This window comes from Olleya marilimosa CAM030, assembly GCF_000518485.1.
GTDB classification, from domain to species: Bacteria; Bacteroidota; Bacteroidia; order Flavobacteriales; family Flavobacteriaceae; genus Olleya; species Olleya marilimosa.
This window is the reverse complement of sequence record NZ_JADR01000007.1, coordinates 134,807-149,395: the sequence shown is the minus strand read 5'-3', so window position 1 is coordinate 149,395 and position 14,589 is coordinate 134,807. Positions and strand designations below refer to the sequence as shown.

Annotated in this window: 13 protein-coding genes and 1 tRNA gene; 9 read left to right on the top strand and 5 right to left on the bottom strand. The window is 31.4% G+C overall.

Annotated features, from left to right (window positions below; all coding sequences use genetic code 11):
• The first annotated feature begins 1 nt into the window (after position 1).
• From M890_RS16015 to mptB, 4 genes are all read left to right on the top strand, one after another.
• The gene (locus M890_RS16015) at positions 2 to 838 is read left to right on the top strand and encodes a toxin-antitoxin system YwqK family antitoxin (protein WP_036597385.1); all 837 of its coding nucleotides are present in this window, start codon (positions 2 to 4) and stop codon (positions 836 to 838) included.
• The gene (locus M890_RS0109515; RefSeq protein ID WP_028283314.1) at positions 835 to 1,527 is read left to right on the top strand and encodes a glycosyltransferase family 2 protein; all 693 of its coding nucleotides are present in this window, start codon (positions 835 to 837) and stop codon (positions 1,525 to 1,527) included. Before M890_RS16015 ends, M890_RS0109515 begins: the two co-directional genes overlap by 4 nt.
• The gene (locus M890_RS0109510; protein ID WP_028283313.1) at positions 1,524 to 3,014 is read left to right on the top strand and encodes a cellulose synthase family protein; all 1,491 of its coding nucleotides are present in this window, start codon (positions 1,524 to 1,526) and stop codon (positions 3,012 to 3,014) included. The genes M890_RS0109515 and M890_RS0109510 overlap by 4 nt, the downstream gene beginning before the upstream one ends.
• Before the next feature lie 171 nt (positions 3,015 to 3,185).
• Positions 3,186 to 4,550: a polyprenol phosphomannose-dependent alpha 1,6 mannosyltransferase MptB gene (mptB, locus tag M890_RS0109505; RefSeq protein ID WP_028283312.1), complete on the top strand. Its 1,365-nt coding sequence runs from the start codon at positions 3,186 to 3,188 to the stop codon at positions 4,548 to 4,550.
• A gap of 17 nt (positions 4,551 to 4,567) precedes the next feature.
• Here the strand turns inward: mptB and M890_RS0109500 are convergent.
• Positions 4,568 to 4,649: transfer RNA gene (locus M890_RS0109500), tRNA-Leu, on the bottom strand.
• Between the two features lie 116 nt (positions 4,650 to 4,765).
• Between M890_RS0109500 and M890_RS0109495 the strand changes: the two genes are divergently transcribed.
• The 5 genes from M890_RS0109495 to M890_RS0109475 all read left to right on the top strand — a co-directional run bounded on the left by M890_RS0109495 (position 4,766) and on the right by M890_RS0109475 (position 11,000).
• The gene (locus tag M890_RS0109495; RefSeq protein WP_028283311.1) at positions 4,766 to 6,154 is read left to right on the top strand and encodes a dipeptidase; all 1,389 of its coding nucleotides are present in this window, start codon (positions 4,766 to 4,768) and stop codon (positions 6,152 to 6,154) included.
• Between the two features lie 130 nt (positions 6,155 to 6,284).
• Entirely contained in the window at positions 6,285 to 7,142 is an 858-nt protein-coding gene (locus M890_RS0109490) for a DMT family transporter (RefSeq protein WP_028283310.1), read from the top strand.
• A 286-nt stretch (positions 7,143 to 7,428) separates the two neighbouring features.
• Positions 7,429 to 7,794 carry a BlaI/MecI/CopY family transcriptional regulator gene (locus M890_RS0109485; protein ID WP_028283309.1) on the top strand — a complete coding sequence of 122 codons (366 nt, stop codon included), beginning with the start codon at positions 7,429 to 7,431 and terminating at the stop codon, positions 7,792 to 7,794.
• A gap of 2 nt (positions 7,795 to 7,796) precedes the next feature.
• Positions 7,797 to 9,758 carry a M56 family metallopeptidase gene (locus M890_RS16470; RefSeq protein ID WP_084553641.1) on the top strand — a complete coding sequence of 654 codons (1,962 nt, stop codon included), beginning with the start codon at positions 7,797 to 7,799 and terminating at the stop codon, positions 9,756 to 9,758.
• A 141-nt stretch (positions 9,759 to 9,899) separates the two neighbouring features.
• Positions 9,900 to 11,000, top strand: a complete 1,101-nt coding sequence (locus M890_RS0109475) for a DUF4407 domain-containing protein (protein WP_028283308.1) — start codon at positions 9,900 to 9,902, stop codon at positions 10,998 to 11,000.
• Between the two features lie 52 nt (positions 11,001 to 11,052).
• Here M890_RS0109475 and M890_RS0109470 read toward each other — a convergent pair whose 3' ends face one another.
• From M890_RS0109470 to M890_RS0109455, 4 genes are all read right to left on the bottom strand, one after another.
• A complete protein-coding gene (locus tag M890_RS0109470) occupies positions 11,053 to 11,631 on the bottom strand; it encodes a PhnA domain-containing protein (protein ID WP_028283307.1) in 579 nt (192 codons plus the stop codon).
• A gap of 64 nt (positions 11,632 to 11,695) precedes the next feature.
• Complete coding sequence (locus tag M890_RS16005) at positions 11,696 to 12,697, bottom strand: type I phosphomannose isomerase catalytic subunit (RefSeq protein ID WP_036597410.1); 1,002 nt, start codon at positions 12,695 to 12,697, stop codon at positions 11,696 to 11,698.
• Between the two features lie 10 nt (positions 12,698 to 12,707).
• Complete coding sequence (locus tag M890_RS0109460) at positions 12,708 to 13,202, bottom strand: glycosyltransferase family protein (RefSeq protein WP_028283306.1); 495 nt, start codon at positions 13,200 to 13,202, stop codon at positions 12,708 to 12,710.
• A 19-nt stretch (positions 13,203 to 13,221) separates the two neighbouring features.
• Positions 13,222 to 14,412: a response regulator gene (locus M890_RS0109455; RefSeq protein ID WP_028283305.1), complete on the bottom strand. Its 1,191-nt coding sequence runs from the start codon at positions 14,410 to 14,412 to the stop codon at positions 13,222 to 13,224.
• Positions 14,413 to 14,589: the final 177 nt, after the last annotated feature.

The following is a 14,589-nucleotide window of genomic DNA, read 5'->3' as shown; positions in this document are numbered from 1 at the left end:
AATGAAAACCTTTGTTTTATATTTTTTTATTGTTTTAGGTTATAACGCTTACGCGGAAAAAACTTACGTGAAAGCCTTTTACGACAACGGAAGCCTATTGTATAAAGGTTGGACTAGTAATAATCAAAAAATAGATTTTTGGGTGTATTACTACCCAAACGGAAGCATTAAAGAAAAAGGAAACTATAGCAACAACCTTAAAACAGGCTATTGGATAGAGTACCATGACAATAAAACAATCAAAGCTAAAGGTAATTATGTTAAAGGCTTAAAAGAAAAGTATTGGAGCTACTATCATAATAATAACACTTTACAAAAAGCAGGTAATTATCTTAAAGGTAAAGCCAATGGTTACTGGAAAACATACCACAAAAACAGCTACTTAAAAAGTCAAGGTCGTTATATAAATGGGCTAAAAACGGGCTACTGGAAAACCTATTTTGATAATTCAAAAACTAAAAGTGAAGGGCATTATTTAAACGATTTAAAAAATAAATTCTGGAAATTCTATCATAGCAACTCAGTAATTTCTAAATTTGGAAGCTTTAACCAAAACCTCAAAACTGGCTATTGGCAGTATTTCCGCGAAAGCGGTAAAAAAGAAAAGGAAGGTCATTTTATAACCGATAAAAAGGTAAAATGGTGGTTGTTTTATGATGACAACGAAAAAATAAATCATAAATGTCAACTTAAAGACAATCAAAAAAATGGGTATTGTCTTATGTATAAAAACGAAGCTTTGATATCTGCAGTAAAATTTAAAGCAGGACAAAAAATAAAAGAATGGACCGATTTAAAGTCCTTTAAAAGAGAAAACAAATTAAGCGACCTTAAATGACCAAAATAAAAGTCATCATTCCTGCCTACAATGAGCAAGACTCGATTGCTCAAGTTATTAAAGACATACCTTCTATAGTGGACGAGGTGATTGTGGTTAGCAACAACTCGACAGACTTAACAGAAGCTAATGCCAAAAACGCAGGAGCAACTGTTTTACAAGAAAACAATAAAGGCTACGGTTATGCTTGCTTAAAAGGTATGGATTATATCGCTAAACAAGATAGTAAACCTGATATTGTGGTGTTTTTAGATGGAGATTATAGTGACTATCCGGAAGAATTAACCAAAATTGTTGCGCCAATTATAGATCAAAATATGGACTTTGTTATTGGTGCACGTGTCAAAAAATTAAGAGAAGAAGGCAGTATGATGCCACAACAAGTGTTTGGTAATTGGTTAGCAACAACCTTAATGTCACTTTTTTTTGGTGCTAAATTTTCAGACTTAGGACCATTTAGAGCTATTAAATATGATAAGCTTCTAGCTTTAAACATGGTAGACAAAACCTATGGTTGGACGGTAGAAATGCAACTAAAAGTATTAAAGCAAAAACTAAGCTATATAGAAGTCCCTGTAAACTACAGAAATAGAATTGGTGTCTCAAAAGTTTCAGGAACAATAAAAGGTAGTATATTTGCAGGCGTTAAAATACTAACGTGGATTTTCAAATACAGTTTTAAAAAGTGATTCTCGAAACCATTACCATTATTATTTATAGCATTGCGCTAGTACTTATTTTCATGTATGCTTTGGCACAATTAAACCTTTTGTTTAATTACTTAGCATCAAAAAAGAAAGAAGAAAACGGACCAAAATTTAACTTTAATAATTCAGAAGAAATTCCGTTTGTAACTATTCAACTTCCTGTTTTTAACGAGTTGTACGTTATGGATCGTCTATTGGACAACATAGCCTTAATGGACTATCCAAAAGATAAATTAGAAATCCAAGTTTTAGACGACTCTACAGATGAGACCGTTGCTACAACCAAAGCACACGTTGACCAACTTAAAACAAAAGGGTTAGATATTACACATATTACTAGAACCAACAGACAAGGTTTTAAAGCAGGTGCTTTAAAAGAAGGTTTAGAAATAGCAAAAGGAGAATACATTGCTATTTTTGATGCCGATTTTTTACCAAAACCAAATTGGCTTAAAAAAACTATTCCGTTTTTTAAGGACCCAGAAATTGGTGTGGTACAAACTCGTTGGGGACACATTAACAGAGACTATTCTACATTAACAAAAATACAAGCTTTTGCTTTAGACGCACATTTTACTTTAGAGCAAGTTGGACGTAGTAGCAAAGGACATTTTATTAACTTTAATGGTACAGCTGGTGTTTGGCGTAAAGACTGTATTTTAGACGCAGGAAACTGGGAAGGTGACACCTTAACAGAAGATTTAGATTTAAGTTACAGAGCGCAACTTAAAAACTGGAAATTTAAGTATTTAGAAGACGTTGAAACTCCGGCAGAACTTCCTGTGGTAATTAGTGCAGCAAGATCACAACAATTTAGATGGAATAAAGGTGGTGCAGAAAACTTCCAAAAAATGTTTGGACGTGTCATTACAAGCAAAAATATTTCTGCTAAAACTAAACTTCACGGGTTATTACACTTATTAAATAGTACTATGTTTTTAAACGTACTAATAGTTGGTATTTTAAGCATCCCGATGTTGTACATTAAAAACGAATATGCACACTTAAGACCATACTTTTACGTCATGAGCTTTTTTGTAGTTAGCACAATTATCTTTTTTGTATGCTACTGGGTGATGTACAAGCAAAGTCATGGTAATACATTTAAAGATTTTTTAAAATACATTGCACTATTTTTTACGTTTTTCTCAATAGCAATGGGCTTTTCATTACACAATTCTATTGCAGTATTAGAAGGCCATGTTGGTAAACGTAGTGAGTTTGTACGCACACCAAAATTTAATATTAGCACACTTAAAGATAGTTGGAAAGGCAATAAATATTTACGTAAAAACATATCCATTAATGTTATTTTTGAAGGTGCATTGATGTTATACTTTGCGTTTGGTATGTACAGTGCTTTTGTGGTTGGAGATAAAGGTGGTGACTTTGGTTTATTCCCATTTCACTTAATGTTAACCATAGGATTTGGATTTGTATTTTTTAAATCCCTAACCTCTAAAGCATAATATTTTGGGCGTTACCACAAGGGTCGCGTTTTTCATTATATCTTTTCTGCGATACAAATTTACATTCATTTAAAACTGTTTTACAAAGCAAAACCCTTGCTAAACTTTAAAATCTAGTTTTATAATATCGCAAAAAAGGATGCCATTTCAACCGCTAACGCAGGACGCATCATGCTTAATACATTATTTTTAAAAACTAACAAACTAACATTACTGCTAATACTAGCTAGCTTTTGTTTGTATGGTGTATTTGCTTATAATTTAGCCAGAACAGATCACACCAATTTAATATCCATATATATTGTATTATTTGGATTATTCATCAAAATAGTAAACAACAATAAAAACAATTTTAAGCTTTTAATTGCAATTGCAATCATTAGCAGATTAATCTTTTTAATAGCAATCCCTAATTTATCACAAGATTTTTACCGTTTTATTTGGGATGGACGCATGATATTACAAGGTTTTAATCCTTACCTACATACACCTGCAAGTTTTATAGCATTAGGAGAGTATCCAATAAGTCAAGCACAACAACTAGTAGTAGGCATGCAAGCGCTTAACGCCAGCCACTACTCCAACTATCCTCCCATAAATCAATTACTATTTACTATAGCAAATCTAATATCTTCATCAAACATACTAGGGTCTGTAATAGGTTTAAGACTTATAATAATAGCAGCAGATATAGGAACCCTATATTTTGGGGCTAAACTTTTAAAAAGACTCGAACTATCTCAATATAAAATATTCTGGTTTATCCTAAATCCTTTTATAGTTATAGAGCTAACAGGAAATTTACACTTTGAAGGTGTTATGTTATTCTTCTTAATCTTAAGTTTATACTTATTACATAAAAACAAATGGCAATGGTCTGCGGTAATTTTTGCGCTATCTATTTCAACAAAATTAGTTCCTCTTTTATTTTTACCATTATTTGTAAAATGGTTTAGAGTTAAAGACAACCATTCCAAAATTGATTTCAAAAAACTAATTTACTTCTATATAATTATTGGTGTCTCTACATTAGTATTATTTACACCATTTTTCTCAATGGAATTTGTAAACAACTACTCTAAAACCGTAGGGTTATGGTTTGGAGACTTTGAGTTTAATGCAAGTATATATTACATCGCTCGAGAGGTTGGTTATTTAATAACAGGCTACAATCAAATAGCAATAATTGGTAAAATATTACCTGTAATAATTTTTACCTCCATTTGGTATATAGCATTAACTAGACAAAATCAAAATTTTATAACCTTGATAAAAAGTATGCTTATCGCTTTTACAGTATACTTATTACTAAGCACAACAGTACACCCTTGGTACATTGCTTCCATTTTATTGCTTTCTATATTTACAAACTACAAGTATCCATTAATTTGGAGTTTTATAATTATAATAAGCTATTTAGCATATGCCAATGCAGATAACACCGAAAATTTATGGATTATAGGCTTTGAATATCTTGTGGTTTTTACAGCGCTATTTTGGGACGTATTAAAACAAAAAAAGCTTCTCAAATATTGAGAAGCTTTTTTACTCTGTACAGGCGGAGAGACTCGAACTCTCACACCTCGCGGCACTAGATCCTAAGTCTAGCGTGTCTACCAATTCCACCACGCCTGCAACTTATACCGATAATTTCGGATTGCAAATATAAACAATAGTTTGAATATTCATAATAACTTCAAACAAATTATTATCCTTTTTGTATTTTTACCTAAATCCAATAATATTTTTCAATGAAAAACATAAAATCTTACGTCCAAGAAAATAAACAACGTTTTCTTGACGAATTAATAGAACTACTTAAAATTCCCTCTATTAGTGCAGACTCTGCCTATAAACAGGACACTATAAACACAGCCGATGCTGTTGCAAAAAGCTTAAAAGAGGCTGGTTGTGATGTTGTAGAAATTTGCGAAACAGAAGGCTACCCAATTATTTATGCTCATAAAATAATTGATAAAGATTTACCAACCGTTTTAGTTTATGGTCATTACGATGTACAACCACCTGATCCATTAAATTTATGGACTTCGCCACCATTCGATCCTGTGATTAAAACAACAGATTTACATCCAGAAGGCGCTATTTTTGCACGTGGTGCTTGTGACGACAAAGGACAAATGTATATGCACGTCAAAGCACTGGAGTTTATGACAAAAAACAACGCTTTACCTTGTAACGTCAAGTTTATGATAGAAGGAGAAGAGGAAGTTGGAAGTGTTAACCTTGCTAAATTTGTAAAACAAAACCAAGACAAATTATCTAACGATGTGATCCTAATTAGTGATACTGGTATGATCGCACAAGACACACCATCCATTACAACAGGATTACGTGGTTTAAGTTATGTTGAGGTAGAAGTTACAGGACCAAATCGCGATTTACACTCAGGATTATATGGTGGTGCAGTAGCAAATCCAATAAACGTTTTAACTAAAATGATTGCATCATTACACGATGACAACAATCATATTACCATTCCTGGATTTTATGACAACGTAGAAGAATTATCTTTAGACGAGCGTGCACAAATGGCAAAAGCTCCGTTTTCATTAGACAAATACAAAGAAGCTTTAGACATTGATGCTGTTTACGGAGAAGAAGGCTATACCACCAACGAGCGTAACAGCATAAGACCAACCTTAGACGTTAACGGTATTTGGGGTGGTTATACTGGCGAAGGCGCAAAAACAGTAATAGCAAGTCAAGCATTTGCAAAAATATCGATGCGTTTAGTACCAAACCAAGATTGGGAAAACATCACAGACTTATTCAAAAAACATTTTGAAAGCATTGCACCAAAAGGCGTTAAAGTAAAAGTAACACCTCATCATGGTGGACAAGGTTACGTAACACCAATAGATAGTGTCGGTTATCAAGCAGCAAGTAAAGCCTATCAAGAAACCTTTGGAAAAACACCAATACCACAACGTAGTGGAGGAAGTATTCCAATCGTCTCATTATTCGAGCAAGAACTTAAAAGTAAAACCATTTTAATGGGCTTTGGTTTAGATAGCGACGCCATACACAGTCCAAACGAACATTTTGGAGTATGGAATTACTTAAAAGGAATAGAAACCATTCCGTATTTCTATAAGTATTTTACTGAAATGCATAAGTAAAATTAGGGTGTCACCACCTTTTGCTTTAAAAGTGGCAAAAGGTGGTCGCGTCATCCATTATATCTTTATTTTGCCATATATGGCAGCAAAATAAAGGATGCCATTACTACCGCTTACACAACCAATCAAAGTGAAAGACCAACATTTAAAGCACGTATTAGCACTAACCTTTGCCACACTACTAATTAGTACATCAGGTAGTTTAGGTCGCTATATAAGCATGCCTGCTCCTGTAACCATTTGGTGGCGTAGTTTTTTAGCTTTGTTTCTACTATTAGGCTATTGTAAATACAAAAACATTACCCTAAAAATAAACTCTAAAAGAGACTTAGGTGCATTTGTGTTAAGCGCCTTATTTATGGCTTCGCATTGGATTACTTACTTTATAGCGCTGCAACTATCAAGTGTTGCAATTGGTATGCTAGCTTTATTTACATTTCCTATAATGACAGCTTTTTTAGAACCCTTATTTTCTAAAACAAAATTTGACTATATGCACCTTTTATTAGGCGCTATGGTACTTTTAGGGATTTACATTCTCTCTCCAGAATTAGACTTTCAAAATGACTCAGTAAAAGGGATTCTGTTTGGACTATTGTCTGCCTTCTGTTATGCTATGCGTATTTTAATACTTAAACAATACGTAACCTCCTACCATGGTAGCAGTCTAATGTTTTTTCAATTATTAATAATTAGCATCATTTTATTACCTGCCTTATTTTTATACGACACTTCTAATATAAGCACACAGTTTCCGTTTGTAATCATTCTAGCATTAGTAACTACAGCAATTGGCCACACCTTATTTATTCAAAGTTTAAACCATTTTAAAGTCAGTACAGCAAGTATTATTGGTAGTACGCAACCAATATTCGGTATTATAATTGCCTTTTTCTTTTTAAACGAAATTCCTACTTGGAACACTTTTTTTGGTGGAATTTTAATCTTATCAACGGTTATTATAGAGAGTTTACGCTCTAGAAAGTAGTGACTAATCTATACTTGTCATAAAAAACAGCTTAATAAAAAGTCTTTATTTAGGCGTGCCTTTTTTGTGATAACATAGTTATTTCCGTTTGGGGTGAGATCCTGAAACTAGTTCAGGATGACCTAGTGTAAGTGACAACATATGCAAGATCATTCAACCCTAACTTACTCAAAATGAAACACAAACTGTACTTTCTTTTATAAATAAAAACACAAAAAAACAACTCTACATTTGTAGAATCGAATTTTTATTCTACATTTGTAGAAGTTAATCTAAACTTGTAGACATGCAATTATCAAAAACGGAAGAAGAATTAATGAGTCATTTATGGAAACTAGAAAAAGCTTTCATGAAAGATTTACTAGAAGCCTATCCAGAACCAAAACCAGCAAACACAACCGTTGCAACGTTATTAAAACGTATGACTGACAAGGGTTTTGTAGATTACACAACGTTTGGAAACTCTAGACAATACTTCCCTTTAGTAAAGAAAAAAGATTACTTTTCTAAGCATGTAAATGGCTTGATTAAAAACTTTTTTAACAATAGCAGCTCACAATTTGCGTCGTTTTTTACAAAAGAAACCGATTTAAGTAAAAATGAATTAGAGGAGTTAAGAGCAATAATTGACAACGAAATTAAAAACAAGTAATCATGGAACTATTACTATTAAAATCCAGTGTTTGCCTTTTGGTTTTACTATTGTTTTACAAAATAGCTTTAGAACCATTAAGTGTGCATAAATTTAAAAGAGTTTATCTATTGGTTGCTGTAGCAATAGCAGCTATCATACCTTTTATAACATTTGTAAAATATGTACAACCTAATTTTGATAACTCATCATTAATTTTTGATACATCACCAACAATACCATTAGACACAAATTTTAAAATAGTAGAAGAAACAAACTACTTATTTATCATATTATGGAGTATTTATGCTTTAGGAGTAGGTTTATTTTTTATTAGATTCTGCATTAATCTGTTTCAAATAATTTCAAAAATCAGAAAACATACTAAAGTTAAAAGTAAGTCTTTTATCAATGTTTTAATGGAACAAATAGAAGTTCCGCATACGTTTTTTAATTTCATCTTTTTAAATAAAAACAAGTTTGAAAATAATCAAATTCCACCCGAAGTCTTACTTCACGAACAAACACACGCTAAACAAAAACATAGTTTAGACATCATATTTATAGAGCTACTTCAAGTTGTGTTTTGGTTTAATCCATTAGTATATTGGCTAAAAAAAGAAGTAAAACTTAATCATGAATTTTTAGCAGATCAAGACGTTATAAATCAAGGGGTCGACACTAAAACTTATCAAACAATTTTATTACAATTCTCGTCTAATCAACAAGAATTAGCATTAGCAAATGCTATCAATTATTCATCAATCAAAAAACGTTTTACACTTATGAAAACACAAACACCAAAAAGAACAAAATGGATACGTAGCGTATTGCTATTACCATTATTAGCGCTATTACTTTATAGTTTTAGTAGCACGAAAGAAGTTGAAAAAGAATTAACTCCAGCTATGCTTTTTCAAGATGAAAAAGAAGTAAATACTAGGCAAAACACCTTAACAAAACAAATTGAAGATGATTTAGACAAAATCGGACAATTAAAAATCAATTACCTTAATCAAAACCCAACGCTAAAAATTAACGGAATAGCATGTGATGGTTGTACACTTAACTTATCAAAAAAAGGAATAGCAGAGTTAATTTTAAGCACAACTAACCAAGAAGATATAACTAACTTTAAGTTAAAAATCCCTGGAATTAAAACATTATTTAACGAAGGTAACATGCCTAATAATGAAACTAGACAATATGTTTTAAAAACAAAAAAAGGTGATATTATTCAACTATTTGATATCAAAACTAAATCCAACAAATTTAAGCCTGTTGTTATTAAGGTTGTAGACAAAAATGATGAGAACTACTCAGAATCACCTAAAGTTAAAAAAGGAGACGCGTCTAGTATTCCACCACCTCCTCCACCTCCACCTGTAAATCCAAATGCAACACCAGAGGAGAGAGAAAAACAAGAACGAGTTATAAAAAAATACGATAAAGAAAATAAAATCATAAAAGGTAAAGTTTATAAAAACCCTCCTCCACCACCAACTCCTTTACATTCAGATACTGAAACAGGATTTATAAACATTAATGATGAGGCTCATTTTTTTGTAACAACAAAAAACAAAACTAAGTATTATAACAAATCAGGAATTGAAGTCGACAAAAAAGGGAATAAATTATCTAATATTCCAACAGATGGTAGCAAAGTAATTCCTGGTCAAAAAATAACTAAAGTTTATAAAGACGGTAAAGTTTTTATTAAATTTAAAAAAACTTGGAAGGATGATGACTTAACACTTCCACCTCCACCACCTCCAATGAAAACTACAGATCACATTATTAGTATGGCAAAAAAAGACGCTTCATTTTATTATAATGGAGAAGCCATTACCTCTGATAAGGCTTTAGATTTAGTTAAAAATAATTCAGAATTAAACATATCATCACATACAAATAACGGTGTATCCACTGTACATCTGTCAGAAAAACCAATTAAAACGGTTAATGGTAAAGTTGTAAACGAGTAACATATGTTTTTAGATAAAAATAGCTTCATTAATTTGAAGCTTTTTTTTGGCTTAAACTGTAACAAAATCAAACATTTAGCGTTCTAATAGATAATCAGTCCTGAGCTTATCTAAGTATCATCAATCAAAATCAATCACATCATGTTAAAACAATTTTTTATTATCTGTTCTGGAGCAGATACAGATATTCTAAAAACTGCTTCCATTGGCGAACAAAACAAATATGCAGGAATAGGCGCAACCGTATTTTTTACAGCAGTAATGGCTTTTATAGCTTCTAGTTATGCACTTTACACTGTTTTTGACAACACCTATATCTCTATTGGATTTGGATTAGTTTGGGGCCTTTTAATTTTTAATTTAGACCGCTTTATTGTATCAACCATTAAAAAAAGAGGCGATTTTTTAAACCAATTACTGCAAGCAACGCCTAGATTAATTTTAGCTTTAATTATAGCTATAGTCATCTCAAAACCTTTAGAGCTTAAGATTTTTGAAAAAGAAATCAATCAAGTTTTATTAACAGAAAAAAATGCCATGACACTTCAAAACCAAGAAGACATTGCATTACAATTTTCACCTAAAGAAATTGAATTAAAACAAAACATAGCCACTCTTCAAAATGAAATAACCACAAAAGAAGCTGAAGTCAACACGCTTTACAATACCTATATCTCAGAAGCAGAAGGCACCTCTGGCACTAACAAACTTGGCAAAGGACCAGTCTATAAAGAAAAACGCGACAAACATGATACTGCTTTCGCAGAATTACAGCAATTAAAAACAGATAATAAAGCAAAAATTTCAACCATTGAAGGAGAGTTAAGTCAACTAAACTTGGATTACCAATTACAAGTCAGCAACACACAACCAATAATTGATGGTTTTGATGGATTAATGGCTAGACTTAACGCCTTAAACACATTACCTTGGTTACCATCATTTTTTATATTTCTATTATTTTTAGCTATTGAGACCTCTCCTATAATAGCCAAACTATTGTCACCCAAGGGAGAATATGATTTTAAACTAGAAGACCAAGAAACAGCTATAAAAACGGTTGTTGAGCAACGTGTACAAGAAAGAAAACTATCTGCAAAAGCTGACTTTAAAATAAATGATAAAATTTACTCGGATTTATCAGAGGAAGATGAACTGTATCAATACAAACGTAAAAAAGCACGTAATCTAATGCAACTTCAAGCAGATGCCTTTTACAAACAGCAACAAAAAGCATTGTAACTAAAAAGGCTTCAATTATTAATTGAAGCCTTTTTATATATTGTCATTAAAATTATAATTTCTTAACGTACTCTGTAATAATAACAGTAAGTGTTGGTCCTACTTTACCTTCAATATAGTTAGCGTTTTCACGATCTAATCTAATATTTCTAACTGCAGTCCCTTGTTTAGCCACTTGACTAGAGCCTTTAATTTTAAGATCTTTAACTAAAACAACATTATCTCCAGTTTCTAAAATAACACCATTACAATCTCTATGGATAATTTTATCTGCTTCGTCTTTATGCTCATCTGTTAATCTAGCAATTGCTAAATTATCATCATCCAAGTACATCATGTCTAGCAAATCTTTTGGCCAACCTTCGCCTCTTAATCTTTGTAACATTCTCCAAGCCATAATCTGAACAGCCACGTGCTCTGACCACATACTATCGTTTAAACACCTCCAATGGTTTACATCCATTTCTGTGTTTTTTTCGATTTGATCATAACAGTTAGCACATACCATTAAACTAGTATCAACAGTTTCGTTTAATGAAGGTGGAATATTATATTGTCTGGTATCTACATTAGAAGCACACAACTCGCAGCTTGAGTTACTTCTTTCTTTTAACATTTGTAAAACGCTCATGTTTAATATTATTTGATGCGCACAAATATAATCATTGCTTTGTGTTTAGCTATAAAAAGTACAATTAAGATGCCTGTTGTATATTTTTAGCAACCGTATCATCAATATATATCTCTAATAATTTAGCATTAGTTGAATTAAAGACAACCGCATTTGTTTTTGCTGGAATTAATATTGTCTCACCCATTTTTAAAGTTTCATGTTCAGCACCTATGGTAATAGCTACCTTACCTTCTACACACATAAATATCACAAAAGAATCCAAGTTATCATATGATTTTGCTTGAAGATTAGTAATGTCCAAGATGTTAGTTGTAAAGTATTCGCAATTAACCAAATTAGTCCTAGTATTAGGTTGTATGCTATAGTTTGCTTTACCGTTAGTATCAAATTGTTTGGTCGCTTGTTCTGCTAACTTTGTGTGCAGTTCTCTTTTATCACCATTATCATCTACTCTATCCCAATCATATACACGATAGGTTATATCTGAGGTTTGCTGTATCTCGGCAGCTAAAACACCTGCTCCAATAGCATGTATTTTTCCTGCTGGTATAAAAAAGCTATCTCCTTTTTTAACTTGCTCTCTGTTAAAAATAGCATCTACATTATCTGCATTAATATGGTTTAAAACTTCTGGATTTATTGAATTATCTTTTAATCCTAATACAATATCTGCATTTTCATCACTATCCATTATATACCACATCTCTGTCTTACCAAAGCTATTATGATGCTTTTTAGCCATTTTATTATCTGGATGTACCTGCACAGACAAATCTGTTTTAGCATCTAAAAATTTAATTAACAACGGAAAATCAAATCCAAAATTCGCGAAGTTATTTGCACCTAATAAATCTGCTTGATATGTTGCAATTAATTGCTTTAAACTAGAACCTTTATAAGCTCCATTACTAACTTCAGAAACATTCCCGTTTACATCAGAAATTTCCCAACTTTCACCAACATTATCTTTAGTCGTATTCTTACCTAGTAAAGTCCCTAGTTTGTTTCCTCCCCAAATTTTTTCTTTTAATATTGGATTGAATTTAATTGGATATATTTTCATAATTATACTTTTAAAAGGTGCATAAATATTGAATTTTAATAAATTGGTTTTCAACCTTAATTTTTTTTAGATAATCCACAATAGAAAACAAGCTTTGAAACAAGCTTAATTTTATTTTTCGATTATTTAATTCTTGGATATTAAATTTTAATAATTGTTGTTGATTTTCGCTAATGGCTTCAATCAAACCTTTTAATCCATGATGGCTAATATTTAATAAATTAATAGACACATAACCTAAATGATTTAAGTCAAACTGACTTGACATATATCTAGCTCCTGCCCTAATAGCAGAAATATCCGATTTAAATTTTTTTACATTAACTACAGATACATTACAACACTTATTTTTAATCTCATTTAATAGCTCGAAGGTATTATCCTTGCTAGCATTGTTTACTAAACAAAATTGTAAATGTGATGTTTTTACAAATTGTTTAATAAATACATTGGGATCGATGTCTTTTTCATTATTATGAAAATTAATTATTATACCTATTTTCATGATTTGGGGAATTAAGTGATTAGGCTACGTTTACATTATTAGTAACATGTTTTTTACTTGTTGCGTATTTTTTTTTATTTCTGTAAACCCATGCAATTTGCCCTAACTGCGCTACTATTTTTACAGAATCCTTCATTGATAATTTACTACCATCTGCATGAATCCATCTTTTTAAGGGTTGCTCACAAAGCATTGCTTTTGCTTCTTTTAATCCAAAATGGATACTCATTCTTTTAAAAATTTCTACATCAAAAATCCATTGCGTAACAAATTTTTCACCAAAGGCTATATTAATTACATCTTTTTGGAAGATTTTAGCTCCACATTGCGTGTCTTTAAAATCCATTTTTAAAATCTTTCTTATAATAAAGTTTATCGTTAAGCTAATTATTTTTCTTGCAGACTCCTTTGTAATATCTGCTCCCATTCTAGAGATACGTGATCCACTTACAATTTTAAAGTCTGTTGTTTCAATGGTTTTAACTAAATCATCAAAATCTGCTAAGTCTGTAGATAAATCTGCATCTAAAAATCCGATGTAATCTAAATCTTCTTTTTTAGCCATATGTAACATTCCTAATCGTACAGCTTCAGCTTTACCTCCATTTTTCTCACAGTCATACACTGTAATAAAATTTTCTCTCCCTTTTTGTAATTGTTTTAAAACTTCTAATGTTTTATCCTTACTTCCATCATTTACAAAACATAAATGGTAACCAGAATTTTTATCTATATAAGTAATAAATTCTTCACTTAACAAACGTTCTTCTTCGTTATAACAAGGGATTACAACACCAACACAACGCTCTTGAATCATTACATTACTATTGGTAACCGTATTTTGCCCTTCAGGAGTCCCAATTAATCGTTTTACACGTGCACTAATCTCATTTAAGCTTAATGGCTTTTTCATGTAATCATTAATTCCTAAATCAAAACCTTCTGTAATTGTTTCGTCTTTTGTATCTCCAGATAAAACCATGATAGGCGTTTCAGAATTTTTAGTAATTCTAATATGTTTTACAACATCTAATCCAGATACAAATGGCATATTTATATCTACAATAACTAAATCTGGGTTAAAAGTGTTGAATGCTTCCATTCCTTTCTTTCCGTCAGTTTCTATTTGTACTTCGTAACCTAACTCTACTAATCTTTTTTGTAAAGGCAGTAATACTAATTGTTGATCATCTATTGCTAAAACTTTCATAATAAGGGTATTTGTTTGTTGTTGATGGTACAAATCTACACGAGAAGACACTGCTATATTTGAAATTTAGTTTAACTAATAGCTATGTGTCGACGAATGGTAGTTTGCTGTAGATAATTAAAAATGGAAGCCCTACATAATTTATTTATCTTTACCATATTATTACAGCTCAGGCTT

Coding starts and splice junctions, on each gene's coding strand:
- M890_RS16015 (WP_036597385.1), top strand. CDS start 2: ATGAAAACCTTTGTTTTATATTTTTTTATTGTTTTAGGTTATAACGCT.
- M890_RS0109515 (WP_028283314.1), top strand. CDS start 835: ATGACCAAAATAAAAGTCATCATTCCTGCCTACAATGAGCAAGACTCG.
- mptB (WP_028283312.1), top strand. CDS start 3,186: ATGCTTAATACATTATTTTTAAAAACTAACAAACTAACATTACTGCTA.
- M890_RS0109495 (WP_028283311.1), top strand. CDS start 4,766: ATGAAAAACATAAAATCTTACGTCCAAGAAAATAAACAACGTTTTCTT.
- M890_RS0109485 (WP_028283309.1), top strand. CDS start 7,429: ATGCAATTATCAAAAACGGAAGAAGAATTAATGAGTCATTTATGGAAA.
- M890_RS16470 (WP_084553641.1), top strand. CDS start 7,797: ATGGAACTATTACTATTAAAATCCAGTGTTTGCCTTTTGGTTTTACTA.
- M890_RS0109475 (WP_028283308.1), top strand. CDS start 9,900: ATGTTAAAACAATTTTTTATTATCTGTTCTGGAGCAGATACAGATATT.
- M890_RS0109470 (WP_028283307.1), bottom strand. CDS start 11,631: ATGAGCGTTTTACAAATGTTAAAAGAAAGAAGTAACTCAAGCTGCGAG.
- M890_RS16005 (WP_036597410.1), bottom strand. CDS start 12,697: ATGAAAATATATCCAATTAAATTCAATCCAATATTAAAAGAAAAAATT.
- M890_RS0109460 (WP_028283306.1), bottom strand. CDS start 13,202: ATGAAAATAGGTATAATAATTAATTTTCATAATAATGAAAAAGACATC.
- M890_RS0109455 (WP_028283305.1), bottom strand. CDS start 14,412: ATGAAAGTTTTAGCAATAGATGATCAACAATTAGTATTACTGCCTTTA.